Source organism: Nonomuraea sp. NPDC049421, from assembly GCF_040677005.1.
GTDB lineage: Bacteria > Actinomycetota > Actinomycetes > Streptosporangiales > Streptosporangiaceae > Nonomuraea > Nonomuraea salmonea.
The window spans coordinates 269,658-294,111 of record NZ_JBFAQA010000003.1; the positions used below are offsets into that span (position 1 = coordinate 269,658).

A 24,454-nucleotide genomic window follows, 5' to 3' on the forward strand; every position below is an offset into this window, starting at 1 on the left:
GCGTGGCCGCTCATGAGGGTGCTGATCGTGGGTGGCAGCGGGTTCCTGGGCGGCGAGCTGATCCGGCTGTGCGCCGGCCTCGGCCACGTGGTGGGTGCGACCCGCTTCAGCGGCCCGGCGGGCGGCGGGGCCTCGCCGGCCGAGTGGTTCCCTGTCGATGTGCGGTCGCGGGCGGCCGTGGCGGAGGTGGTGGGCGGGTTCCGTCCCGATGTGACGATCAACGCGGCGTACCGGGCGAGTGACTGGGCCACCACGGCGGACGGGGCGGCGCACGTGGCGGCGGCGGTCGCCCGCTCGGGTGGCCGGCTGGTGCACGTCTCCAGCGACGCCGTCTTCTCCGGGGACGCCCACTCCTACGACGAGACGTGCCCGCCCGACCCGGTCAACCCGTACGGGGCGGCCAAGGCGGCGGCGGAGACCGCCGTGCGGGCCCTGGTGCCCGGGGCGGCGATCGTCAGGACGTCCCTGATCGTCGGTGGCGGCTCCACCCATGAGGCGTTCGTGCGCGCCCTGGCGACCGGCTCGGCCTCGGGCGTGCTGTTCACCGACGACGTACGCTGCCCCGTCCACGTCGCGGACCTGGCGGCGGCCCTGCTGGAGCTCGCCGAGCGCGACCTGCCGGGCGTCCACCACGTGGCGGGACCCGAGGCCGTGAGCCGCTACGAGCTGGGCCTGCTCATCGCCCGCAGGGACGGCCTGCCGGAGGAACGCCTGCGCCCCGGCCTCCGCGCCACCGCAGGAGTACGGGGCCCGCTGGCGGTCCGCCTGGACTGCTCGGCCACCCGGCGCCGTCTCCAGGTCCGTCTCCGCGGCGCCTCGGAGTTCCTCAAGCCCACCCGGTCCTGACGGCAGGTCGCCTCGACGGCACGCGGCTCCGCTCACACCCGACGCGAAGCGCCCGCGGCTCAGGAACGAGTCCGGAGGTGCGGGCGCCTTCGCGTTGAGAACGGGGGTCAGCCGCGGTGGGCCTCGAAGCGGAGGGTGCGGGAGACGCCGACGCGGACGGTGGTGCCCGGTGCGATGGTGACGGGTTCGTTGGGCGGGATGTCGTAGAAGTTGGGGTCGCCGGGCGGCTGGATCTGGGTGCCGTTGACGGAGCCCAGGTCGACCAGGTTGACGTCCCAGCCGTCGAGGGCGACGCGCAGGTGGCGCCGGGAGACCGAGCCGTCGGGGCTGGTCACCTTGGCGGGCCTGGCGCTGCCGCCGGCCACTTCGGGGGCGCGCTCGGGGTCGCGGCCGAGCAGGTAGTCGCTCTCGAGGGGCAGCGCGGTGCCGTCGTCGAGGATGAGGACGCCGAGCGAGGGGCGCGGGCCCTTGTAGGGGACGAGGGTGCGCTGGACGAGGGCGATGCCGCAGACCGCGCAGTAGGGCACGCGCGGGTCGTTGAAGTGGTCGTTCTTGCAGTCGACGCCGTAGACCATCGGCCGGTCGCCCGGCTCGGGCTGCTCCTGCTGCGGCGGGCCCGGGTGGTCGAACTGGTCGGGCGGGCCGAGCACGGGCGGCGCGGGCTGGTCGTAGTGGTCGGGCGGGCCCATGTGCTGGGGCACCGGGTGGTCGCCCGAGCCGTTGCCGGAGGGCTGCGGCTCGTCGTAGGTGGGGAACTGCTGCTGCTCGGGCAGCGACGGCTGCTGCTCCTGGGCCGGCGGGTAGGGCGGCTCGGGAGGGGTGAGGTAGGCGGGCGGCTCGTGGTAGCCGGAGTCCTGCTGCTGGTAGGAGGGCTCGGGCTGGTAGGGCGGCGGCTCGGGGGCCGGGTGGACGGGCTGGGGACCAGAGTGGGCGGGCTGGGGGCCCGACGGCGGCCCAGGCGTGAGCGGGGGCTGGTCGGCCAGCGGGTAGGGGGGCCGCTGCTCGGCGGGCTGCTGCACCGGCTCAGGCGGGGCGGGCGGCGGCTGCTGGGCGGGCGGCTGGATGAAATCGGGCTCCATGTGCAGGCCGGTGGCCGGCATCTCGCTGGTCAGCATCCTGGCCGGGGCCGGCGGCTGCGGGGCGGGCTGGTCGGTGAGGTCGCCGATGAGGCCGCCGCCGTGCACGACGCCGCCGTCGAAGCGGACGGCGTGGTGGGGGCTGCCGGCGCCGGGCAGGCTGAGCTCGACGCGGTCGACGGGGCCGGTGACGAGGCGGTCGGCCCAGGTCAGGGAGTCGCTGCCGGCCAGCCGCGTGTCGCCGCCTGGAGTGGTGACGGTGGCGGAGGCGGAGCCGCTGACGAGGACGGCTACGCCGTCGCCGACGGGGCCCGCGACGGCGCAGGTGGCCGGATCGCCCGCCATGTTGGCCGCCAGCACCTGCGCGGCGCGGCGGGCCAGGGCGCGGCCGTCGCCGCCTGATTCGGCCGTCTCGCGCAGCGCGTCGAGCAGCGCGTCGGCGGCGGACTCGGCCGAGTCGCACACCAGCAGCAGGCCGCCGGTGTAGGCGACGAGCCCGTTTCCGGGAAGCGGACGCACCACTCCGAATCCATGGCCGGTCATGCGTCCTCCCTCAAGACGACCGTGCTGCGCTCATCGGTGCCCTCGCTGCGCTCGGTCACTCAACTCTCCTCCCCGGAAGCCGGCGATGTTACGGCACCCCGCACTGCCGTGCTGGCCACCAGCCATACGCATACCCAGACGCGGAGGCCGTGTCGCGGCCCCGTCGTCTCGATTCGATGAACCGGTGGGCCGCAACAAACCTCTTAACTGTGCAAGTTTGGCCAAACAGAACACTATCGGCCAGTCGTCGCATCGCAGAAATCGCATGGGGACCGGCGGCGGCCGACGCGAAACTGCTGGACACGACCCTATCGATGGGCCGCCGCTTAAACGAGTGGGACAAATCAGACGCCGATGAAAACCCTGTTCACATCGGCGGTGGCGAGCACGCCGTAGATCTCGCCGCCGGGCTCGACGAGCAGGTACTCGCTGCCGGGGGCGTCGCGCATGGCCTCGATGAGCGCCTCGCCCGCCAGGTCGGCGCCCAGGATCATGGTGCGCTCGAGCGACTTGGCCAGCGAGCCGACGTTGACCCAGGGGCGGCGGTGCTCGGGGGTGGCCTGGACGGCCGCCTCGTGCACGATGGCCACCGGCCTGCCCTCGTGGTCGACGACGACCATGGCGCCCGCGCGCTGCTCGCCGGCCTGGCGCAGCGCCTCGGAGAGCGGCGTCTCGGCGGTGACGGGGATCGCCCTGCGGGCCAGCGTACGGGCGTTGACCTGCGGGATGCGGGCCCGGATCTTGGCGACGCGCAGCGACTGGCTGGCCCCCATCCAGATGAACGAGGCCAGCACCAGCGGCCACACCAGGTCGGCGAAGTCGAAGTCGCGCTCGCTGGTCAGCGCGGTCACGAGCGGGAAGGCCACGAGCGCCACGGCCAGCACCCGCCCGCCCCAGGCGGCCACGACGGTGCCTGAGCCGGGGTTGCCCGCCAGCTTCCACACGCCGGCGCGCAACATCCTGCCGCCGTCGAGCGGCAGCCCCGGCAGCAGGTTGAAGACACCGACGATGAGGTTGGCGAACCACAGCTGCCAGGTGAGCACCTCGAGGATGCCGCCGTCGTTGATGAGGAAGAGGTCGGCGAGCCCGCCGAGGCCGGCCAGCGCGAGCGACAGCGCGGGCCCCGCGGCGGCGACCATGAACTCCTTGCCCGGGGTGGGCGGCTCCTTCTCGATCTCGGAGACGCCGCCGAGGAGGTAGAGGGTGATGCGGCGGACGGGCAGGCCGTAGGCCTTGGCGAGCACGCTGTGCGCCAGCTCGTGCAGCAGCACGGAGACGTAGAGGAGGACCGCGAAGACGAACGCGACTCCGTAGGCGGCGAACTCGTCCAGGTACGGCAGCATCTGCCGCATCTGTGGCCCGAACATCACGGTGATGAAGCCCGCCACCAGGAACCACGTCCAGGAGACGTACACCGGAATGCCGAAGGGTCTGCCCATGCGTAGTCCGGAGAACTCCTGCCGCGGGCTCTGCTCGCTCACCGCACTCCTCGTCCAATACGTGCTGTTGCTGCCTTGATGCTACGCGCCGGATCACGTGATCCTGGTTCCGCGAAGGTTATTCTGTCGGCGTCTTGACCTAGAGTGCGGTGCATGACGTTGACCGAGCCGGTGATCATCGGAGCTCTCTCCCCGTCCCGGGCGGGCGATTTCATGACCTGTCCCCTGCTCTACCGCTTCCGGGTGATCGACCAGCTCCCCGAGAAGCCGTCGCAGGCGGCGGTGCGCGGCACGGTGGTCCACGCGGTGCTGGAGCGGCTCTATGACCTGCCTGCGCCGCGCCGCTCGGTCCAGGCGGCGCTGGAGCTGCTGGAGCCGCAGTGGGAGCGGCTGCTGGCCGACGACCCCCAATACGCGCGCATGTTCGCCGACGAGGCGGAGCAGGCCGAGTGGCTGGCGCAGGCGCGCGGCATGCTGGAGCGCTACTTCACGCTGGAGGACCCGACGCGGCTGGAGCCGGCCGAGCGCGAGCTCTATGTGGAGGCGGTGCTCGACGGCGGGCTGATGCTGCGCGGCTACGTCGACAGGATCGACGTGGCGCCGACCGGCGAGGTCCGGGTGGTCGACTACAAGACGGGCAGCGCGCCCGGGCCCGACTTCGAGGCCAAGGCGCTGTTCCAGATGAAGTTCTACGCGCTGGTGCTGTGGCGGCTGCGCGGCGAGGTGCCGCGGCTGCTGCAGCTGGTCTATCTGGGCGGGCGGGGCGAGGTGCTGCGGTACGCGCCCGACGAGGCCGACCTGCTGGCCACCGAGCGCAAGGTGATGGCGCTGTGGGCGGCGATCGAGCGGTCGCTGGAGAGCGGCGAGTGGCGGGCGCGGCGCAGCAGATTGTGCGACTGGTGCGACCATCAGGCGCTGTGCCCCGAGTTCGGCGGCACCCCTCCCCCGGTGCCCGACCGGCAGCCGGGCGACACCGTGCGCAGCAGCCGGCGGTCGGCCACCGACGAGCTCTGACCGCCCCCGGTTCGGGGATCAGATGGGTGCTTTTCCTCCCGTGGGAGGAGGTTGCGGGCTCTCACCTGGTCTTACAGTGAAGCGGTGCGCATGGATCGGAGCAGGCTCCACGACACGGTGCTCGCCGGGGTGGTGCTCGCCGGGGTGGTGGCCGTGGCCTCCGTGGCGCTGTTCGTGCTCTACGGGCCCGAGCGGCTGCAGGCCGAAGGGCTGCCGGTGCACGGCATGCGGGCACCGGACGCGCTCGGCGGGCTGCTGGTGGTGCTGGCCTGCGCCCCCATCGTGGTGCGGCGGCGCTGGCCGCTGAGCGCCCTGTGGGCGGGCCTGGTGCCGGAGACGCTGCTCAGCTCGCTCGGCTACGGCACGGGCACGTCGAGTCTGTCGGGGATGGTGCTGCTGTACTCCGTGGCCGCGCACCGGGGGCTGGCGATCTCGCTGGTGGCGCTGGTGGTGTCGCTGGTGGCCTATCTCGCGGGCGCGGCGGCCGGTCCCGTCGGGCCGGTGGCCTGGAACCAGTACGTCATCGTCGCCGTGGTGCTGGTGGCGGTGTGGGGGGCGGGCCGGAGCCTGCGGCTGCGCCGGGCGTACATGGAGGAGCTCAAGGACCGTGCGGCGCGGCTGGAGCGGGCGCACGCGGCCGACACCAGGGCGGCGCGGGCGGAGGAGCGTTCGCGCATCGCCCGCGAGCTGCACGACGTGGTGGCCCACCACGTGAGCGTGATGACGGTGCAGGCGGCGGCCGCGCGGCGGGTGCTGGCCACCGATCCCGAGCTGGCGCGTGAGGCGCTGTCGGCGGTGGAGCACACCGGGCGGCTGGCGATGACGGAGATGCGCAACATCGTGGGCGTGCTGCGCACGGACGCGCAGGCGGAGCTGGGCCCGCAGCCGGCCGTGCGCGACCTGCCCGCGCTGGTGGAACTGATGCGGGAGGCGGGGCTGCCGGTGCGGCTGCAGGTGGAGGGCGCCGAGGTGGCGCTGCCCGCGGGGGTCGACCTGGCGGCGTACCGGACGGTGCAGGAGGCGCTGACCAACAGCCTGCGGCACGCGGGCGCGGGCGCGAAGGCGACGGTGACGGTCCGCTACGAGCCGGGCGAGCTGGACGTGCGGGTGGAGGACGACGGCGCGGGCGGCGTGGGCGGGGGCGCGGGCGGCGGCGCGGGCGGCGGCGCGGGCGCGGCGGCCGGGGAGCCCAGGTCCGAAGGGCACGGCTTGGTCGGCATTCGCGAACGTGTCACGCTCTATGGTGGAATCCTGAACATCGGCCCGCTGCCGGGGGGCGGTTTCGAAGTGCGGGCCAGGTTCCCGTTGAAGGACGGCCAATGACGATCAGAGTGCTGCTGGTGGACGACCAGCCGCTGCTGCGTACCGGTTTCCGCCTGATCCTCGAGGCCGAGCCCGACATCACGGTGGTGGGCCAGGCGGGTGACGGCAAGGACGCGCAGGAGCAGACCCGTGCGCTGCTGCCGGACGTCGTGCTGATGGACATCCGCATGCCGGGGGTCGACGGCATCGAGGCGACCCGCCGCATCGTGCGGGAGGCGGCGCCGGCCGCGCACGTGCCGAAGGTGCTGGTGCTGACCACGTTCGACCTCGACGAGTACATCGTGGAGGCGTTGCGCTCGGGGGCGTCGGGGTTCCTGCTGAAGGACGTGCCGCCCGACGAGCTGGTGCAGGCGATCAGGGTGGTGGCGGCGGGCGACGCGATCGTGGCGCCGAGCGTGACGCGGCGGCTGCTCGACAGGTTCGCGGCAAGGCTGCCGTCGGCGTACGAGCAGGCGGCGCCCGCGCGGCTCGACCGGCTGACCGAGCGGGAGCTCGAGGTGCTGCGGCTCATCGCCAAGGGCATGTCCAACGCGGAGATCGCGGCCAAGCTCGTGGTGAGCGAGACGACGGTCAAGACGCACGTCGGCAACGTGCTGACGAAGCTGGGGCTGCGTGACCGGGTGCAGGCCGTGGTGCTGGCGTACGAGACCGGGTTGATCACGCCGGGCGCCATCTCCTAGAGCAAGGGGGCGCCCGGCGCGCGGAGGTGCGGCTAGCCCGCCTTGGCGGCGGGCGTCTCGGGGGCGTTCTCCGGGAAGTGGCAGGCCACCTGGTGGCCGCCGGCCAGCTCCTCCAGCGGCGGCTCGACCGTCTTGCAGATCTCCTGCGCCTTCCAGCAGCGGGTGTGGAAGCGGCAGGCGGGCGGCGGGTTGAGCGGGCTCGGCACGTCGCCGGTGAGCCGGATGCGCTCGCGTCCCTTGGCGCCCTTGGGGTCGGGCACGGGCACGGCCGACAGCAGCGCGTTGGTGTACGGGTGCATCGGCGAGGTGTAGAGCTGCTTGCGGTCGGCCACCTCGACGATCTTGCCGAGGTACATGACGGCGACGCGGTCGCTGATGTGCCGCACCACCGACAGGTCGTGGGCGATCACGACGTAGGTCAGGTCCAGCTCGCGCTGCAGGTCCTCCAGCAGGTTGACGACCTGGGCCTGGATGGACACGTCGAGCGCGGAGACCGGCTCGTCGGCGATGATCAGCTTGGGCTTGAGCGCGAGCGTACGGGCGATGCCGATGCGCTGGCGCTGCCCGCCGGAGAACTCGTGCGGGTAGCGGTTGTAGTGCTCGGGGTTGAGCCCGACCAGCTCCAGAATGTCCTGGACGGCCTTCTTGACGCCGTTCTCGGTCTGCACGCCCTGGATGCGGAACGGCGCGCCGACGATGGCGCCGACCGTGTGGCGCGGGTTGAGCGACGAGTAGGGGTCCTGGAAGATCATCTGCATGTCGCGCCGGAGCGGCCGCAGCCGGCTCTGGCTCATGTGCGTGATGTCCTGGCCCTCGAAGACCACCTTGCCGGCGGTGGGCTCCAGCAGGCGGGTGACCAGGCGTCCCGTGGTGGACTTGCCGCAGCCGGACTCCCCCACCAGGCCGAGCGTCTCGCCCTTGTACACGTCGAAGCTGATTCCGTCGACCGCCTTGACGGCGCCGACCTGCCTTTTGAGCAGGCCCTTCGTCACGGGGAAGTGCTTCTCCATGTCCTGGACGGAAAGAAGCAGCTCGTTGTCGCTCACTGGGTCTCCAGCACTGGCTTGATCTCGTTAACCCACAGGCTCTGCCGCTCGTCCCTGCTCATGTGGCAGCGCACCAGGTGGCCGCCCTCGGTCTCGGCGAGGGCCGGCACCTCGGTCGTGGCCTTGCCCGCGGTGCGCTCGGAGTACGGGCATCGGGGGTGGAAGGCGCAGCCCGGCGGCACGTTGATGAGGGACGGCGGCGAGCCCTTGATCGGCAGCAGCCGCTCGGTGGGCTCGCGGTCGAGCCGCGGCATGGAGCCCAGCAGGCCCCAGGTGTAGGGGTGCTCGGGGCGGTAGAAGACGTCGTCGGTGGTGCCGTACTCGACGCACTTGCCGGCGTACATGACGAGGATGTCGTCGGACAGCTCGGCGACCACGCCCAGGTCGTGGGTGATGACGATGAGCGCGGAGTTGAACTCGCGCTGCAGGTCGCGCATCAGGTCGAGGATCTGCGCCTGGACGGTCACGTCGAGCGCGGTGGTCGGCTCGTCGGCGATGAGCAGCTCGGGGTCGCACGACAGCGCCATGGCGATCATGGCGCGCTGGCGCATGCCGCCGGAGAACTCGTGCGGGTAGCTGTCGACGCGCCTGGCCGGCTCGGGGATGCCGACGCGGCCGAGCATGTCGACGGCGTGCTTGCGGGCGACCTGCTTGGAGACGTCGTTGTGGATCCGGTACGCCTCGACGATCTGGTGGCCGACCGTGTAGAAGGGGTGCATCGACGACAGCGGATCCTGGAAGATCATCGCCATCTTCTTGCCGCGCAGCTTGCGCACGTGCTCGGCGGAGGCGCCGATGAGCTCCTCGCCGTCGAGCCAGATCTCGCCGGAGAGGCGGGCCCGGCCGCCCTTGTGCAGGCCGAGCACGCCGAGGCTGGTCACGCTCTTGCCGGAGCCCGACTCGCCGACGATGCCGAGGGTCTTGCCCCTCTCGACGCTGAACGACAGCCCGTCGACGGAGCGGACCAGGCCGTCGTCGGTCGGGAAGTGGATCTTCAGGTCCTTGACGTCAAGGAAGCTCACGACAACCTCACCCTCGGGTCGACCACGGCGTACAGCAGGTCGACGACCAGGCTCGCGACCACCACGAATCCGGCGGCGACGAGCACGACACCCATGACCTGCGGCAGGTCCTGGTTCCTGATCGCCAGGATGGCGAACTGGCCGAGCCCGGGCAGAGTATAGGTGGTCTCGGTGAGCACGGCGCCGCCGATGAGCAGGCCGAAGTCGATGCCGAACAGGGTCAGGATCGGGGTGAGCGCGGCGCGCAGGCCGTGCTTGACCACCACCTGGTTCTCCCGCAGGCCCTTGGCTCTGGCGGTGCGGATGTAGTCCTCGCCCATCGTCTCCAGCATGCCCGCCCGGGTGAGCCGGGCGTACGTGGCGGCGAACAGGAACGCCAGCGTGATCCACGGCAGCAGCAGGTTGTACGCCCATTGCAGCGGGTTGACGGTGAAGTCGGTCCAGGCGCCGCCCGGCGGCGTCCAGCCGAGGCCGTAGCTGAAGACGACCAGGGAGATCATGCCGGTGAAGAAGATGGGCAGCGAGACGCCGGCCAGGGCGGTGCCCATGGAGATCCGGTCGAAGAAGCTGCCTCTTCGCAGGGCCGACAGCACGCCGACGGCGACGCCGCCGATCACCCACAGCAGGGCGGCGCCGATGGCCAGCGAGAAAGTGGTCGGCATGCGGTCGAGCAGGTCCGGCCAGACGGGCTGGCCGGAGATGAAGGAGTAGCCGAAGCAGGGCGCGGGGCACTGCTCGACGCCGGCGCCGTAGTCGTACTCGGCTCCGGCGACCAGGCCCTTGACGAACCTGCCGTACTGCACGACGACCGGGTCGTTGAAGCCGAGCCGTTCGGCCACCAGGTGGACGGTCTCCGGTGTGGCCGCCCGGCCCACGTAGCGCGACGCGAGGGCCTCGGGTGTCGCCCCGGCCCACTGCGGCACGACGAAGAAGATGCCGAACGTGACCATGCTGATCAATATGAGCATGGCGATCGCGCCGATCAGACGCCTGATGATGTATGTGACCACCGCTACCGGCCGAGTGGCCCGCCCGCCGGGGCGGGCGGGCCACTCCTGCCTTCACCTGCCTTCGCTAGATCCCCGAACCTCGCCTGGTCACTCGACGCCGAGCAAGATGTAGTCGTACATGCTCTGGCCCTCGTTGTAGGCGAGGTTCGTCACGCCCTGACCGCGCATGAGCAGCGACTTGGCCCACACGACCGGCAGGAGGGACGCGTCCTCCATGACCTTCTTGTCGACCTCGACCCACAGCTTGGCGCGGGCGGTGTCGTCGAGCTCGGCGGAGGCCTGGTCGATCAGCTTGTCGACCTCCGGGCTCTTGACGCTGAGGTTGTAGTTGCCGGCCTTGCGGATGGTGCGGCTGTCGACGATGGCCTGCATGAAGCCGTAGCCGTCGGGCCAGTCGGAGCCCCAGCCGTGCGTGGCAAGGCCGATCTTGTTGCTCTTGACGTAGTCGGTGTTACCCGCATAGTCGGAGAAGTAGCTGGAGGCCGGGAAGCCCTTGAGGTCGAGCTTGATGTTCACCTTGGCGAGGGCCTGCTGCATGGCCTCGGCCAGCGCCTTCTCACGCGGACGGTCCGAGCGGAACGCCATGGTGGTCTCGAAGCCGTTCGGCTGGCCACAGGCGGTGAGAGCCTGCTTGGCCTTCTCGACGTCACCCTTGTTCTCGGGGCTGGCGTACAGGTCGAACTTCTCCTGGCCGACGATGGGCGGCGGCATGACGTTGGTGGCGATGTCGCCACCGGCCAGCGGGCCTCCGTAGGCGGTCTGGTTGGCGACGCGGTCCGCGGCGAACATCACGGCCTTGCGGCAGTCGATGTTGTCGAGCGGCGCGTTGTCCGGGATGACCGAGACGTACCAGAGCCTGGGGATCGTCGGGTTGTCCGTACGGGCCTTGAGCGCCGGGTCCGGCAGCACCTTGCCCAGCGCGGCCGGCTGCAGGCCGGTGCCGGGGATGTCGAGGTGGATGTCGCCGGAGATCAGCTGGTTGTCGAGGTCGTCGGCGTTGACGTTCAGCTGGACCTCGATGCGGTCCGGCAGGGCCGGCCTGTTCGGGTCGGTCGCCGGGTCCCACTGGTCGTTGCGGACCAGGGTGAAGCGCTTGCCGATCTCGTTGGTCTCGAACTTGTACGGGCCGGAGGAGACGACGTGCTCCTTGTACTTGGCGCCCGTGTCCTTGTCCTTCGGCACCGGAGCCGTCATCGGCATCTGGACGATGTAGTCCATCGACGCGAACGGCTTCTTCAGGTGGAAGACGACGGTGCTGTCGTCGGTGGCCTCGACGGCGGACTTGTAGTCGACGTCCGGGCTCTTGTAGACGCCCTTGAAGTCCTTCGGCCAGTCGAGCAGCTCGTTGAGGTAGGAGGGGCCGTGCGCGAAGGTCTCCTTGTCGTAGGAGCGCGCCACCGCGTAGGCCACGTCCTTGGCCGTGATCGGGGTGCCGTCCTCGAACTTCAGGCCGCTCTTCAGCTTGTACGTCCAGGTCTTGCCGCCGTCGCTGGCCTCGCCGAGCCCTTCGGCCAGGTCGGGGATGACGGTGTTGCCCTCGGGGCCGGGACCCGGCTTGTACATCGTCAGCGTCCGCCAGTAGAAGCGGCCGAAGTTGAACGAGTAGCCGTAGTAGGTGTCACCCGGGTCGAGGCTGTCCCAGTCGGAGGAGTGGGCCGCCTTCAGCGTCCCGCCCTTCTTCGTGGACGGGTTGTAGACCGAGGTGAGCGCGGCGTTGAACGCGGGTTGCGCGGCACCGCCTGACGCCGACTGGGCGGGCTGCTGTGAGGTACTCCCACCTCCGCCGCCACAGGCGGAGAGCACCAGGGCGAGGACCGCTGTCGCGGCTCCGGCCAGTGCGTGTTTCCTTCTCATTGACTAACCCCTTGATGAGTGAGATGCGGGGGATGAAGCGTTGGCGGGACTCAGTGCGCCCGTGGGTCGAAGGCGTCGCGCAGTCCGTCGCCGAACAGGTTGAACGCCAGGACCGTGATGAAGATCGCCAGCCCCGGGAAGAGCACGAAGTGGGGCAGTGTGTAGAAGCGGACCGCCTCGGACAGCATGCCACCCCAGGTCGGGGTGGGCGGGCTGACGCCGACGCCGAGGAACGACAGCGCGGCCTCGAAGAGGATGTTGGTCGGGATGAGCAGGGTCGCGTAGACCAGGATCGGCGCCAGCAGGTTCGGCAGGATCTCGCGGAAGAGGATGTAGCCGTGGCGGGCGCCGAGGCTCTTGGCGGCGTCGACGAACTCGCGCTCGCGCAGCGACAGCGTCTGGCCGCGCACGATGCGGCCGATGCTGGGCCAGCTGAAGAAGCCGATGATGAAGATCAGCATGGCGATGCGCAGCCCGTTGCCCTCCAGGCCGAACCCCTCGTCGGGGATGACGCCGGCCAGCGCGATGGCGAAGACCAGCAGCGGGAAGGCGAGGAAGACGTCCATGAGCCGGCCGATGATCTGGTCGACCCAGCCGCCGAAGTAGCCGGCGATGACGCCGAGCGTGGTGCCGATGATCACCGACAGCAGCGTGGCCACGAAGCCGATCAGCAGCGAGATCCACGCGCCGGCGACGATGCGGCTGAAGATGTCGCGGCCGTTGACCGGCTCGACCCCGAGCAGGTATTCGCCGCCCACGCCGCCGAAGGCGCCCTTGGGCAGCAGCGTGTTCGGGTCGATCTCGTCCTGGTGGAACTCCAGGGGCGGGTGGCCGAACACGGAGATGATCGGCGAGGAGAAGATCGCGACGAGGATCAGCAGGATGACGATGATGCCGCCGGTGAGTGCGATCTTGTCGCGGCGCAGCCGCATCCAGGCGATCCTGGTGAGGGATCGGCCTTGGATGGCCTTGCCCGTCCCGGCGAGGACAGCCTCCGGGTTCGCCTCGGCTGCTGAACCGGGAACGTCGAGCGGTGCGGTCATTCCGTAATGCCCCCTGCTGACAAGACGACGCAGTCATTGCGTGCTGACTCTAGACCGCTTGTCGCGACCTCATGGGGCAGAATCTATGGCCTGAGCTGCGCTGACTAGTCCCTCAGGCCGCTATGTGGCCAATCCGTGATTGTTGCGAAACTCATTCGTATTGATCTTGAACGGATTGTCTAGGGCGAGTTCCGGTTGCGTCTCGGAACCGTGACATAGTCGCCCGGCCTGTCCGGTTCAGCTGATGCCGCGCCGCTTGAGGAGCTCCTCGATGTCGGAGAAGTCGTCGTCGCCCTTGCTCGCCGGCTTCTGGCCCACGGCGGGCTTCGGCTTGGCCGCCCCGGCGGATTTCTGGGCCGGCTTCTGGGCGGCCTGCGGGCCCGCCGCTCCGGCGCCTGCTTCCGGCGTCTCGGCGGCCGGCTTCTTCCGCCCCGAGGACAGCCTCCTGCCGCGCATCACCCCGGACGCCACGAACAGCACGACCGACAGCCCGGCCAGCGCCACGCCCGCCCACACCGTCGGTTTGAACACCAGCCCCGTCACGAAGCCCACCACGGTGGTGCCGATCGTCCACAGCGACTGCAGCGCGTCCGTGAGAAGGGCCGCCATCGGCAGCAGCGCCCATGCCGTCACCCGCATGCCGGCCGCCGCGCCCCGGCGCCGGAACGCCAGGAAGGCCAGCACCAGCCCAGCTATGGTCACACCGGCGCACAGTGGCAGCCAGGCGATCGCGTTGAAGGTGTCCATCTCGCCGCCCCCTAGTCCGTGGCTCTTGCTTTACCATCCTGGCACGCGAAGGCCCGTGCGCCTCCTCCGTGAGAACCACTTTTCCCTTAGGGGAACGTGCCTACGGCCCCAGAAGTGCCCTCAGGTCCGCGACCCTGACGTCCCTCAGGGACGTCACCACCAGCCGCCCCGGCGCCTGCTCGACGGGCAGCAGGCTCGGCACCGCCACCACCGCGCAGCCGGCCGCCGTCGCCGCGGCCACCCCGTTCGGGGAGTCCTCCAGTACCACACAGCGCACCGGCTCGGCCCCGAGCCGCCGCGCGGCCGTCAGGTAGGGCTCCGGGTCCGGCTTCGTACGGGTGACGTCGTCGGCCGTCACCACCAGGTCGAACCGCTCCCTGCCGACGCTCTTCAGCACCGCGTCGGCGATCGGCCGCAGCGAGGAGGTGACCAGCGCCACCGGCACCCCCTCGTCGCGCAGCGCGTCGAGCAGCTCGGACGCGCCCGGCATGACGGGCACGCCGTCCTGCAGGCGCGCCACCATGCCGTCGATCATCCACTCCCGCACGGCCTGCGGCGCCACCTCGGCACCCGAGACCGCCAGCATGTAGTCGACCGTGCGCTCCATGGAGCCGCCCACCAGGTGGGCCTGGTGCTCGGGCGTCCACGCGGCGCCGAGCCTGGCCATCACCCCGGTCTCGATCTCCAGCCAGACGCGCTCGCTGTCCACCAGCAGGCCGTCCATGTCGAAGAAGACGGCGTCCATGAAGTGCTCTCCCCGATCGGTCGGCGGTTCTCACCGGGTCACGCTGCCGCCCCTGCGCGCACGGCGAACCGCCCGATGCCGGGCGCGCGGCGGGACCGGGCGGTCAGACGTTGAAGTATTTCGCCTCGGGGTGGTGGGCGACCAGCGCCGAGGTGGCCTGCTCCGGGTGGAGCTGGAACTCCTCCGACAGCGTCACCCCGATGCGCTCGGGGTCGAGCAGCTCGAACAGCTGCTTCTGGTCCTCCAGGTTGGGGCAGGCCGGGTAGCCGAAGGAGTAGCGGCAGCCCTGGACGTTGACCTTGAGCATGTCGTCGAGCGACTCGTCGCCGCCGATGCCCCACTCCGCGCGCACCCGGGCGTGCCAGTATTCGGCCAGCGCCTCGGTGAGCTGCACCGACAGGCCGTGCAGCTCGAGGTAGTCGCGGTAGGCGTCCTTGGCGAACAGCTCGGCCGTGGCCTCGGAGATCTTCGCGCCCATGGTGGCCACCTGGAAGCCGACGACGTCGACCTCCCCGCTGTCCTTCGGGCGGAAGAAGTCGGACAGGCACAGGTGGCGGTCGCGGCGCTGGCGCGGGAACGTGAAGCGGGTGCGCTCATCACCCGCGTCGTCGAGGATGATCAGCGAGTCGCCGTCGGAGACGCACGGGAAGTAGCCGTAGACGACGGCCGCCTCCAGCAGGCCCTCGGTCTGCATGCGCTCGAGCCACATGCGCAGCCGCGGCCGGCCTTCGGTCTCGACCAGCTCCTCGTAGCCGGGGCCATCGCCGCCCCTGGTGGGCTTGAGGCCCCACTGGCCGAGGAACAGCGCACGCTCGTCGAGGAAGGCGGCGTAGTCGGTCAGCGAGATGCCCTTGACCAGGCGGTCGCCGTGGAAGGGCGCGCGCGGCACCGGGTTGTCCGCGGCGACGTCGGAGCGGGCCGGCAGCTCCTCGACGGGCGTGCGGACGAGCGTGGCGCCGGTCTTGACGCGCCGCTCGCGCAGCGGCGGCAGCGTCGCGCCCGCCTCGCCGCGCTTGACCGCCATGAACGCGTCCATCAGCCGCAGCCCCTCGAACGCGTCGCGGGCGTAGCGCACCTCGCCCTCGAACAGCTCGGCGAGGTCCTGCTCGACGTAGGCGCGGGTGAGCGCGGCCCCGCCGAGCAGCACGGGGTAGCGCTGCGACAAGCCCCTGGAGTTCATCTCCTCCAGGTTCTCCTTCATGATGACCGTCGACTTCACCAGCAGGCCCGACATGCCGATGACGTCGGCCTTCTGCTCGTCGGCCGCCTCGATGATGGCCGAGACCGGCTGCTTGATGCCGAGGTTGACGACCTGGTAGCCGTTGTTGGACAGGATGATGTCGACGAGGTTCTTGCCGATGTCGTGGACGTCGCCCTTGACGGTGGCCAGCACGATGCGGCCCTTGGTCTCGCCCTCGACGCGGTCCATGTGGGGCTCGAGGTAGGCGACGGCGGCCTTCATCACCTCGGCCGACTGCAGCACGAACGGCAGCTGCATCTGCCCCGAGCCGAACAGCTCGCCGACCGTCTTCATGCCGTCGAGCAGCACGTCGTTGATGATCTCCAGGGCGGGCCGCTGGTCGAGCGCGGTGTCGAGGTCGGCCTCGAGGCCCTTGCGCTCGCCGTCGATGATGCGCCGCTTGAGCCGCTCCCACAGCGGCAGCGCGGCCAGCTCCTCGGCCTTGCCGGCGCGCATGGCGGCGGCGTCGACCCCTTCGAACAGGTCCATGAAGCGCTGCAGCGGGTCGTAGCCCTCGCGGCGGCGGTCGTAGACCATGTCGAGGGCGACCTGGCGCTGCTCGTCGGGGATCCGCGCCATCGGCAGGATCTTGGAGGCGTGGACGATGGCGGAGTCGAGCCCCGCGTTGACGCACTCGTTGAGGAACACCGAGTTGAGCACCATGCGGGCGGCCGGGTTGAGGCCGAAGCTGATGTTGGACAGGCCCAGCGTGGTCTGCACGCCCGGGTAGCGGCGCTTGAGCTCGCGGATCGCCTCGATGGTCTCCAGGCCGTCGCGCCTGGTCTCCTCCTGGCCGGTGGCGATGGGGAAGGTCAGGCAGTCGACGATGATGTCCTCGACCCGCATGCCCCAGGTGCCGGTGAGGTCTTCGACCAGGCGGGTGGCCACCCGCACCTTGTGGTCGGCGGTGCGGGCCTGGCCCTCCTCGTCGATGGTGAGGGCGACCACGGCGGCGCCGTGCTCGCGGACCAGCCGCATGATCTTCTGGAAGCGGGAGTCGGGGCCGTCGCCGTCCTCGTAGTTGACGGAGTTGACCGCGGCGCGCCCGCCCAGCATCTCGAGACCGGCCTGCAGCACCGCGGGCTCGGTGGAGTCGAGCATGATCGGCAGCGTGGAGGCGGTGGCGAAGCGGAAGGCCAGCTCCTTCATGTCGGTCACGCCGTCGCGGCCGACGTAGTCGACGCACAGGTCGAGCATGTGGGCGCCGTCGCGGGCCTGGTCGCGGGCCATCTCGACGCAGTCGTCCCAGCGGCCGGCCAGCATGGCCTCGCGGAATGCCTTGGAGCCGTTGGTGTTGCAGCGCTCGCCGATGGCGAGGTAGGAGGTGTCCTGGCGGAACGGGACGGTCTGGTAGAGCGAGGAGGCGCCGGGCTCGGGGCGTGGCCGGCGCGTGGCGGGCTGCTTGCCGCGCACCTTCTCGACCACCTGGCGCAGGTGCTCGGGCGTGGTGCCGCAGCAGCCGCCCACCAGCGACAGGCCGTAGTCGCGGGTGAAGGTCTGATGGGCCTCGGCCAGCTCCTGCGCGCTCAGCGGGTAGTAGGCGCCGTCGGCGGTCAGCACCGGCAGGCCGGCGTTGGGCATGCAGGACAGCTTGAGCCTGGAGTGGCGGGCGAGGTAGCGCAGGTGCTCGCTCATCTCGGCGGGGCCGGTCGCGCAGTTGAGCCCGACGATGTCGACGCCGAGCGGCTCGATCGCGGTGAGCGCGGCGCCGATCTCGGAGCCGAGCAGCATGGCGCCGTTGGTCTCGATGGTGACCTGGGCGATGATCGGGATGTCGCGGCCGGCCGCCTCGATGGCCCGCTTCGCGCCGACCACGGCGGCCTTGACCTGGAGCAGGTCCTGGCAGGTCTCGATGATGAGCGCGTCGGCACCGCCGGCGATCAGGCCGGCCGCGTTGTCGCGGTAGGCGTCGCGCAGGCTCGCGTAGGGCAGGTGGCCGAGCGTCGGCAGCTTGGTGCCCGGGCCCATGGAGCCGAGCACGAAGCGCGGCTGGTCGGGGGTGGCCCAGTGGTCGGCGGCCTCGCGGGCGATGCGGGCGCCGGCTTCGGAGTATTCGAAGACGCGGTCGGAGATGTCGTATTCGCCGAGCGCGGCGAGGTTGGCGCCGAAGGTGTTGGTCTCGACGCAGTCGACGCCGACCGCGAAGTAGGCGTCGTGGACGCCGCGCACGATGTCGGGGCGGGTGACGTTGAGCACCTCGTTGCAGCCCTCGTGCCCGTGGAAGTCGTCGAGCGTGGGGTCCTGGGCCTGGAGCATCGTGCCCATCGCCCCGTCGGCCACGATGACGCGCTGGGACAACACTTCTCGGAAGGACGGGGAGATGCTCATGAGGTTCAGCTTATCGGGTGGGCTTCGAACGCCGCTCGCACGCCGCTCGACCGCATGCAGGACAGGGCCTGAGGCCCTGTAGGGACGGCGTCGGCGAGGTGCGGCGGTTCATCCCCGGCGTTTCGTGATCGTTGTCTTGCGGGGCGCGTTCGCGGGTCGCGAACGGGGCAGGGCGGCATTAGGGGGGAGATCGGTGACGGCGATGCCTCCTCACCGCATAGGCTTAGCGGGACGAAGGGAAGTGGAGGCGACACGTGATAGAGCTCGAAGGGCTCCCCGAGCTCGTCGACCCGGTGCTCATCGCCGCGTTCGAGGGGTGGAACGACGCGGGTGAGGCTTCCAGCGGCGTGATCGCCCATCTCGAGTCGGCCTGGAAGGCGGAGCCGCTGGTGGCGCTCGACCCCGACGACTACTACGACTTCCAGGTCACCAGGCCCGTGGTGGAGATGACCGACGGGCTGGCCCAGTCGATCGTGTGGCCGACGACGCGGCTGCTGCGCGCGCGGCCGCCGGGCGTCGAGCGCGACGTGGTGCTGCTGCGCGGCATCGAGCCCAACATGCGCTGGCGCTCGTTCTGCGACGACATCATCTACGTCTGCCGCGAGCTCGGCATCGAGCTGGCGGTCATGCTCGGCGCGCTGCTCAACGACTCGCCGCACACCAGGCCCGTGCCGATTCTCGGCGGCGCCACCACCGAGGGGCTGGCCCGCTCGACGGGGCTGGAGCTGAGCCGCTACGAGGGCCCGACCGGCATCGTGGGCGTGCTGCAGCACGCGTTCGGCAAGGCGGGGCTCGACGCGATCTCGCTGTGGGCGTCGGTGCCCCACTACGTCGCGCAGCCGCCCAACCCCAAGGCGACGCTGGCGCTGCTGCGCCGGCTGGAGGACGTCCTGGAGATCCCGATGCCGCTGGGCGACCTCGACGAGGAGGCCAGGGCGTGGGAGCGCGGCGTCGACGAGCTGGCCTCGCAGGACAGCGAGGTGGCCGAATACGTCAAGGAGCTCGAGGAGCGCAAGGACGCCGCCGAGCTGCCCGAGGCCAGCGGCGACGCGATCGCGGCCGAGTTCGAGCGCTACCTGCGACGTAGAGATCGCGACACGGACAGCTAACTATCAGGTAGTAAATCTGCCCAATTTTTTCGTTTTCAGGTAATAATCGGGGACCACCAGATCCCGACAAGCCGGGACTCCAGATTCAGCCGGCCGAAAACTCCGGCTTCGCACGTGATGCCTACATCCTCCGACCGCGCACGTTAGGCATGCCATGGCGACATCCCATGTTGACCCGCACCAGAGGAGCCAGGACACCCGGCGGCGCATCCTCGAGATGGCCGTCTCGCTCAGGGAGGACCGTGCCGGCGGCTCGGTGGACCACTTCCTCGCGCTGCTCCAGGATCGGCTTCCCCTCTGGTTGAGCATTCTTCATGATTTAGCCCATCGCGCAGGAAAAGGGTCTGTTTCCGACAATCTTCTGCCTGTGGCGCGGGCGGGCATCGACTATTACATCGACGTCCAGAGCGCCGCGCTGCCGGCCTTCACCTCGCCCAACGTCACCGTACGCTTCCGGCAGGCCATCAAGGAGACCGAGCTCGGGCCGCGTACGGAGACCACGCCGCTGGCCGCGTACCTGGCGGCCGAGCAGCGGCTGGGCCGCATCAGGGCCGACGTCGACCCGGAGGCGAGCGCGCGGCTGCTGGTCGCGGGCTGCTTCCACCGGGCCTACATCGAGATGTTCGTCGGCGCCGACGCCGCGCCGTCCAGGGACGCCACCGCTCGCGAGATCGTCCGCGAGCTGCGCCTCGACCCCGTCTGACCTCTTCTCCGTCATGCCGGCGCAGGGTGCGGGGCGTGGCGGCGGAGCGGCGTACAGCCTCGTCCGGCCCTTTTGCGTCATGCGCGGCGCAGGGTGCGGGGCATGGCGGCCGAGCGGCTTACGGCCTGGTCGTAGCGGTGCCAGATCAGCGCCGCCACGTCGAGGTCGGCGCCCAGCGGCTCGCTGACCACCGCCGCGGTACGGCCCGCGGCCACCGAGGTCAGCCGGTTGTGGAAGAAACCCGGCGCGAGCACGTACGAGGCGATCGCCACCCGCGCGGCCGGGGTCGAGGCGAGCCGTTCCATGGCCTCGTCCAGCGACGGCGTGCCCGCCGAGGCGAACGCGGCGGTCACCGGGCGGGCCAGCCGCACGGCGAGCTGGTGCGCGGCGGTGCGCACGTCGGCCAGCGCCGCCGGGTCGGACGAGCCGGCCGCGCCGAGCAGCACCGCGTCTGTGGCGCGCAGGCCCGCGCGGGCCAGTTTGCGCGCCAGCGCCGAGGTGAGCAGCCGGTGCGGGCCGAGCCAGCGGGCCACCACCGCGTCCGGCCGGTGCTCGGCGACGACGCGGGGCAGGTCGACGTGCACGTGGTAGCCGCCGGCCAGCAGCAGCGGCACGACGACCACCGGCCCGCGCACGGCGGGCAGCACCTGCGCCAGCAGCGGCGAGCTGAGCTCCAGGTAGCTGAGCTCCACGCGGGTCCCTGGGCGTGCGGTCCTGGCGGTCTCCGCCAGCGCGGCCAGCGTCCGCTCCCCCGCGGGGTCGCGGGTGCCGTGGGCGGCCAGGACGAGCGTGGGGGTCATCGGCCGGCTCCTGCGGGAACGGGCCACGGCATGCGGAACTCCTCGGTGTGCGGGTCTGCAGAGGTCATCGACGGCCACCCACCGCGGGTGGGCCCGGTGGCGGGCCCGGTGGCGGGCGGTCGGAGGGTTGGAGGCCCGGTCCGAGCGGGACCGGTGGCGGGGGTCGGCGGCCTGGGACGGGCTGGGGCAGGCGGTGCGAGGGTCAAAGGCCGGCCTCGTACAGGCAGGCGAGCCGGTAGCCGCGCTTGACGACGGTCTCGACGATGCCGCCGGGCCCGAGCGCGCGGCGCAGCCGGGTGATGGCCATCTCCACGGCGTGCTCGGCCGAGTCGCGGGCGACGCTGCCCGGCAGCACCGTACGCAGGTCGGCCCGCGACACCACGTGGCCCGGCTTGTCGGCCAGGCGCTTGAGCACCGCCATCGGCGCCGGCGGCAGGGGCCGCAGCTCGCCGTCCACGACCACGGCGTGGCCGCGGATCTCCAGCCGGTGGCCGCCCGCGACGAGCCGGGTGACGCCGTGCTCGGGCAGGTGCCTGGCCAGGGCGCGGGCGAGCGCGCCGAGCCGGGAGCGGTCGGGCTGCAGGGTGGGCACGCCGCGCGAGGCGAGCGGGTCGGCGGTGACGGGGCCGACGCAGGCCGCCACGACCGAGCCGCCGAACGCGGCGAGCAGCGCCTCTTCGAGCCCGTCGGCGCGGGCGGCGTTCAGCATGGCGTGCACGGCGGGCGCGCTGGTGAAGGCCACCGCGTCCACCGAGCCTGAGACGGTCTGGCTGATGAGGCGGCGCAGCGGCGAGATGTCGCGGTACGGCAACCACCGGTAGACCGGGATCTCGATCACTTCGGCCCCGGCGGCGCGCAGGTCGGCGACGAAGTCGCGCAGCGGCTCGCCGTGCTGCTGGACGGCGATACGCCGCCCGCGCAGGTCCTGGGCGAGGAGGTGTTCCTTGACCTCCTGGCAGGACTCGGTCGAGGGGGTCCAGTGGTCGTTGAGCCCGGCCGCGCGCACCGCTCCCCTGGCCTTGGGGCCGCGGGTGAGCAGGCGGGCGCCGGCGAGGTGCTCGCCGAGCTCGGCGGACAGGCCCCAGCCCTCGGCGGCGGCCATCCAGCCGCGGAAGCCGACACCGGTGGTGACGACCACGTCGTCGAGCGGGGCCCGCAGGCTCTGCCGGGTGGCGGCGAGCAGGTCGGCGTCCTCGGCGAGGGGGACGAGGCGGATCGCGGGGGCGCTGACCACGCGGGCGCCGCGGCGCTCCAGCAGGGCGCCGAACTCCTCGCGCCGTCTCGTCGCGGTCACGCCGACGGTGAAGCCCGCCAGCGCGTCGGGCGCCGTCTCCGGTGACGAGCCGCCCTCCAGGGGAAGCGCGCTCATGCGTGCACCTCCAGATAGTCGGGGACGCCTGGCCGGGCCCCGAGCACCCGGCCAGGCATCACAGGTGCGTGTGACGCAAGTGAGATCACCCTCCGATACTGCTTTCGGGTGGTTTCGCCCGGGGGTCTCCTCTGTTACCGCTGTGCTACAAGGCTGCGGTGGCGTGATTGGCCCGGCGCGGGCGGGGGAAACGTTCTCCGTGACGAGGCCGCCTATCGGGGAGTCGCGGGTGACGGTCCTGCCTATTCGCATGTTCGGCGATCCGGTGCTGCGCACGGTCGCCGAGCCGGTCAAGGATTTCGATCGGGAGCTGCGCCGGCTGGTGAAGTCGCTGACGGCGACGCTGCGGGCGGGCGCGGGGCGGGCCGGGCTGGCGGCCCCGCAGCTCGGCGAGCCGGTACGCGTGGTGGTCTACGACTACGACGGCAAGTCGGGCCACCTGGTCAACCCGAGGCTGGAGTTGTCACAGCGGCGGGTGACGGCCGATGAGGCGTGCCTGTCGGCGCCTGGCGTGTGGTGGCCACTGGAACGTTCCTACATGGTCACCGCGCGTGGCCGTGACATGTTCGGCAAGCCCGTCACCGTCAGGGCGCTCGGCACGCTGGCGCGGGTGCTCCAGCACGAGACCGACCACCTCGACGGCGTGCTGTTCAGTGACCACCTCGAAGCGGACGAGCGGGAACGTTTTCTCGCGGCTCTGCCAAGCTGAGCTCGCGCCGCTGCCCGGGGTCGGTGCCGCCCCACACGCCGTACGCCTGCCGGGTGTCCAGGGCGTATGCCAGGCATGGTTCGCGTACGGGGCAGCGGGCGCACACCCGCTTGGCCCGGTCGGCCTGCGACTGGCTCGGCCCCTCCATCGAGATCGGGAAGAACAGCTCGGGGTCGAGGTCCAGGCAGGCTGCTCTGCGTGTCCAGTCGAGCATCATCATCATGCTCCTCGCGCCTACCCATGCCTCAGGGCGTCATACCTCGCTGAGCAGGCGGTCCCAGTCCCGTAGGAAGCGGTCCAGTCCGTAGCGGGCCAGGGCGGCGGCCCTGGCGGCCTTCCCTGCCTGGCTCGCCCGCTCGGGATCCCCGGCGAACTCGGCCAGCGCGTCGGCCAGCACGTGCACCTTGGTCGACAGCACGCCGGCCTCGGGCGGCACCGCCTCGATCGCCTCGGTGGCGGCCAGCGCGACGACCGGCATGCCGAGCGTCATGGCCTCGATGAGGGCGAGGCCGAGCGAGGTCCAGCGGTAGGGGTGCAGGTAGACGCGCCGCTTGGCCAGCTCGGCGTGCATGACGTGCTGGGGCAGGTCCTCGTACGTGCCGTAGGGCAGCCCGTCCACCTTCATGCCGAACACGTCGAGCGGCACCCGCTCGGCGAAGCGCGGCAGCAGGTCGGTGCCGGCGACGCGGGTACGGCGCACCGGCTCGTTGACGACGACGCCGGCCCTGGCCAGCTCGCCGCTGTAGAGGTGTCCCGGGTTGGGGACGCCGTGCTCGATGACGCGGGTGGGGGCGCGGCCGTTGTCCCAGTAGAGCTCGTTGAAGTGGGTGACGTGCACGAGCGTGACGTCGCTCTGGTCCGCCAGCGGGTGGCGGGTGCGGGGCACGTCGCCCGCGGGGGTGTTGTGCTCGACGTAGACGGCGGGCAGGCGGGAGACGCGCGGGCCGAGCCAGTCGCGGGCCAGGTCGATCTCGTACGGGCGCTGGTAGACGACGGCGTCCACCTGCTCGTCGCGCAGCCGGTCCCAGGGCACCTCGCGGGCGCTGTCCGGCCAGTCGTACGTGGCCGCCCGCCCCCGGCCATCGGGACCACGGCCGGGGACGAGCGGGAGCAGGTACTCGTGCGACCCGCGGATGAACGCGCTGGTCCACGAGCCGTGAACGTGCCAGAGGAGGATCTTCACCAGCGGCTCCAGCCCATGGCGCGGGCCCAGGGGGCCGAGACGGCGGGCACCGGGTCCTCAGCACCGCTCAGTACGCGCTCGACGACGTCGCTCAGGTCGCCGGCGACCTCGGGCGCCCGCTCGATCTCCTCCTCCAGGGTCTGCTCGGTGGGCACGAGGATGCCCCTGGCCCCCGCGGCCCTGGCCGCCTCCATGTCGCGGCCGATGTCGCCGACGACCACGCAGTCGCGCGGGCTGACGTCGAGCACCGCGGCGGCCCTGATCACCAGGCCGGGGGCGGGCTTGCGGCAGGTGCAGCCGTCGGCGTCGTCGTGCACGCAGATCGCCCACGCGTCGAACGGGCCGAGCAGCTCCTCCACCTTGGCGTTCACCTGGTCCATCTCGTCCGGCGACAGCAGGCCCTTGGCGACGCCCGACTGGTTGGTGACCACGGCCACCGGCACGTCGGCCTGTCTCAGCCGCCCCAGCGCCTCCACCGCGCCCGGCATGGGTTCGACCAGGCCGGGGTCGCCGTTGTAGGGCACGTCCCTGATCAAGGTTCCGTCCCGGTCGAAGAGCACGGCCCCGGGACGCCGCTTTTCGAACACCGTTCACCTCCGTCGCGTGCCCGGCAGCTACCCGGGGC

At 71.3% G+C, this 24,454-nt stretch carries 22 protein-coding genes; 7 read left to right on the forward strand and 15 right to left on the reverse strand.

The genetic code is table 11. The features are described 5' to 3' along the window. Window positions 1-12 precede the first annotated feature (12 nt). A complete protein-coding gene (locus AB0K18_RS07330) occupies window positions 13-846 on the forward strand; it encodes a sugar nucleotide-binding protein (RefSeq protein ID WP_364911157.1) in 834 nt (277 codons plus the stop codon). Between the two features lie 107 nt (window positions 847-953). On the opposite strand, the gene AB0K18_RS07335 is transcribed toward AB0K18_RS07330, so the two are convergent. Continuing rightward, a complete protein-coding gene (locus tag AB0K18_RS07335; protein WP_364911160.1) occupies window positions 954-2,465 on the reverse strand; it encodes an FHA domain-containing protein in 1,512 nt (503 codons plus the stop codon). A 344-nt stretch (window positions 2,466-2,809) separates the two neighbouring features. After that, window positions 2,810-3,946 (reverse strand): site-2 protease family protein, encoded by a 1,137-nt coding sequence (locus tag AB0K18_RS07340; RefSeq protein WP_364911163.1) that lies wholly within the window; start codon window positions 3,944-3,946, stop codon window positions 2,810-2,812. A gap of 111 nt (window positions 3,947-4,057) precedes the next feature. Between AB0K18_RS07340 and AB0K18_RS07345 the strand changes: the two genes are divergently transcribed. The 3 genes from AB0K18_RS07345 to AB0K18_RS07355 all read left to right on the forward strand — a co-directional run bounded on the left by AB0K18_RS07345 (window position 4,058) and on the right by AB0K18_RS07355 (window position 6,921). After that, on the forward strand, window positions 4,058-4,918 hold the full coding sequence (locus AB0K18_RS07345; RefSeq protein WP_364911166.1) for a RecB family exonuclease: 861 nt from the start codon (window positions 4,058-4,060) through the stop codon (window positions 4,916-4,918). A 90-nt stretch (window positions 4,919-5,008) separates the two neighbouring features. Beyond that, the gene (locus AB0K18_RS07350; RefSeq protein ID WP_364911567.1) at window positions 5,009-6,241 is read left to right on the forward strand and encodes a sensor histidine kinase; all 1,233 of its coding nucleotides are present in this window, start codon (window positions 5,009-5,011) and stop codon (window positions 6,239-6,241) included. After that, window positions 6,238-6,921, forward strand: coding sequence for a response regulator transcription factor (locus AB0K18_RS07355; protein ID WP_106250117.1), 684 nt, complete (start codon window positions 6,238-6,240; stop codon window positions 6,919-6,921). Before AB0K18_RS07350 ends, AB0K18_RS07355 begins: the two co-directional genes overlap by 4 nt. Window positions 6,922-6,953: 32 nt before the next feature. On the opposite strand, the gene AB0K18_RS07360 is transcribed toward AB0K18_RS07355, so the two are convergent. The 8 genes from AB0K18_RS07360 to metH all read right to left on the reverse strand — a co-directional run bounded on the left by AB0K18_RS07360 (window position 6,954) and on the right by metH (window position 17,956). After that, window positions 6,954-7,931 (reverse strand): dipeptide ABC transporter ATP-binding protein, encoded by a 978-nt coding sequence (locus AB0K18_RS07360; RefSeq protein WP_364911570.1) that lies wholly within the window; start codon window positions 7,929-7,931, stop codon window positions 6,954-6,956. Window positions 7,932-7,963: 32 nt separating this feature from the next. Then, window positions 7,964-8,989 (reverse strand): ABC transporter ATP-binding protein, encoded by a 1,026-nt coding sequence (locus tag AB0K18_RS07365; protein ID WP_364911169.1) that lies wholly within the window; start codon window positions 8,987-8,989, stop codon window positions 7,964-7,966. Then, window positions 8,986-9,999 (reverse strand): ABC transporter permease, encoded by a 1,014-nt coding sequence (locus tag AB0K18_RS07370; protein ID WP_364911172.1) that lies wholly within the window; start codon window positions 9,997-9,999, stop codon window positions 8,986-8,988. Before AB0K18_RS07370 ends, AB0K18_RS07365 begins: the two co-directional genes overlap by 4 nt. An 87-nt stretch (window positions 10,000-10,086) precedes the next feature. Further along, the gene (locus AB0K18_RS07375) at window positions 10,087-11,853 is read right to left on the reverse strand and encodes an ABC transporter substrate-binding protein (RefSeq protein ID WP_364911175.1); all 1,767 of its coding nucleotides are present in this window, start codon (window positions 11,851-11,853) and stop codon (window positions 10,087-10,089) included. A gap of 50 nt (window positions 11,854-11,903) precedes the next feature. Beyond that, window positions 11,904-12,896 (reverse strand): ABC transporter permease, encoded by a 993-nt coding sequence (locus AB0K18_RS07380; protein WP_364911177.1) that lies wholly within the window; start codon window positions 12,894-12,896, stop codon window positions 11,904-11,906. A 237-nt stretch (window positions 12,897-13,133) separates the two neighbouring features. Then, window positions 13,134-13,643, reverse strand: a complete 510-nt coding sequence (locus AB0K18_RS07385) for a cellulose synthase (RefSeq protein ID WP_364911180.1) — start codon at window positions 13,641-13,643, stop codon at window positions 13,134-13,136. 100 nt (window positions 13,644-13,743) lie between these two features. Continuing rightward, window positions 13,744-14,388: an HAD family phosphatase gene (locus tag AB0K18_RS07390; RefSeq protein WP_364911183.1), complete on the reverse strand. Its 645-nt coding sequence runs from the start codon at window positions 14,386-14,388 to the stop codon at window positions 13,744-13,746. A 103-nt stretch (window positions 14,389-14,491) separates the two neighbouring features. Beyond that, complete coding sequence (metH, locus tag AB0K18_RS07395; protein WP_364911186.1) at window positions 14,492-17,956, reverse strand: methionine synthase; 3,465 nt, start codon at window positions 17,954-17,956, stop codon at window positions 14,492-14,494. Window positions 17,957-18,210: 254 nt separating this feature from the next. Between metH and AB0K18_RS07400 the strand changes: the two genes are divergently transcribed. Together AB0K18_RS07400 and AB0K18_RS07405 are read left to right on the forward strand one after the other, a co-directional pair. Next, a complete protein-coding gene (locus AB0K18_RS07400; RefSeq protein ID WP_364378280.1) occupies window positions 18,211-19,065 on the forward strand; it encodes a PAC2 family protein in 855 nt (284 codons plus the stop codon). Window positions 19,066-19,432: 367 nt separating this feature from the next. Next, window positions 19,433-19,768 carry a TetR/AcrR family transcriptional regulator C-terminal domain-containing protein gene (locus AB0K18_RS07405; RefSeq protein WP_364911190.1) on the forward strand — a complete coding sequence of 112 codons (336 nt, stop codon included), beginning with the start codon at window positions 19,433-19,435 and terminating at the stop codon, window positions 19,766-19,768. A gap of 77 nt (window positions 19,769-19,845) precedes the next feature. Here the strand turns inward: AB0K18_RS07405 and AB0K18_RS07410 are convergent, their stop codons facing one another. Together AB0K18_RS07410 and AB0K18_RS07415 are read right to left on the reverse strand one after the other, a co-directional pair. After that, window positions 19,846-20,568: a sirohydrochlorin chelatase gene (locus AB0K18_RS07410; protein WP_364911193.1), complete on the reverse strand. Its 723-nt coding sequence runs from the start codon at window positions 20,566-20,568 to the stop codon at window positions 19,846-19,848. A gap of 202 nt (window positions 20,569-20,770) precedes the next feature. Beyond that, the gene (locus AB0K18_RS07415) at window positions 20,771-21,937 is read right to left on the reverse strand and encodes a uroporphyrinogen-III synthase (protein ID WP_364911195.1); all 1,167 of its coding nucleotides are present in this window, start codon (window positions 21,935-21,937) and stop codon (window positions 20,771-20,773) included. 229 nt (window positions 21,938-22,166) lie between these two features. On the opposite strand from AB0K18_RS07415, the gene AB0K18_RS07420 reads away from it, so the two are divergent. After that, window positions 22,167-22,646 (forward strand): peptide deformylase, encoded by a 480-nt coding sequence (locus AB0K18_RS07420; protein ID WP_355430557.1) that lies wholly within the window; start codon window positions 22,167-22,169, stop codon window positions 22,644-22,646. Here the strand turns inward: AB0K18_RS07420 and AB0K18_RS07425 are convergent. The 3 genes from AB0K18_RS07425 to AB0K18_RS07435 are packed head-to-tail and all read right to left on the reverse strand — an operon-like array spanning window position 22,588 to window position 24,416. Further along, window positions 22,588-22,869 (reverse strand): WhiB family transcriptional regulator, encoded by a 282-nt coding sequence (locus AB0K18_RS07425; RefSeq protein WP_345385920.1) that lies wholly within the window; start codon window positions 22,867-22,869, stop codon window positions 22,588-22,590. The two genes, AB0K18_RS07420 and AB0K18_RS07425, sit on opposite strands and share 59 nt — an antisense overlap. 30 nt (window positions 22,870-22,899) lie before the next feature. Beyond that, entirely contained in the window at window positions 22,900-23,829 is a 930-nt protein-coding gene (locus tag AB0K18_RS07430) for a glycosyltransferase (RefSeq protein ID WP_364911198.1), read from the reverse strand. Next, window positions 23,826-24,416, reverse strand: a complete 591-nt coding sequence (locus AB0K18_RS07435) for an HAD-IIIA family hydrolase (RefSeq protein ID WP_364911201.1) — start codon at window positions 24,414-24,416, stop codon at window positions 23,826-23,828. Before AB0K18_RS07435 ends, AB0K18_RS07430 begins: the two co-directional genes overlap by 4 nt. Between the last annotated feature and the right edge of the window lie 38 nt (window positions 24,417-24,454).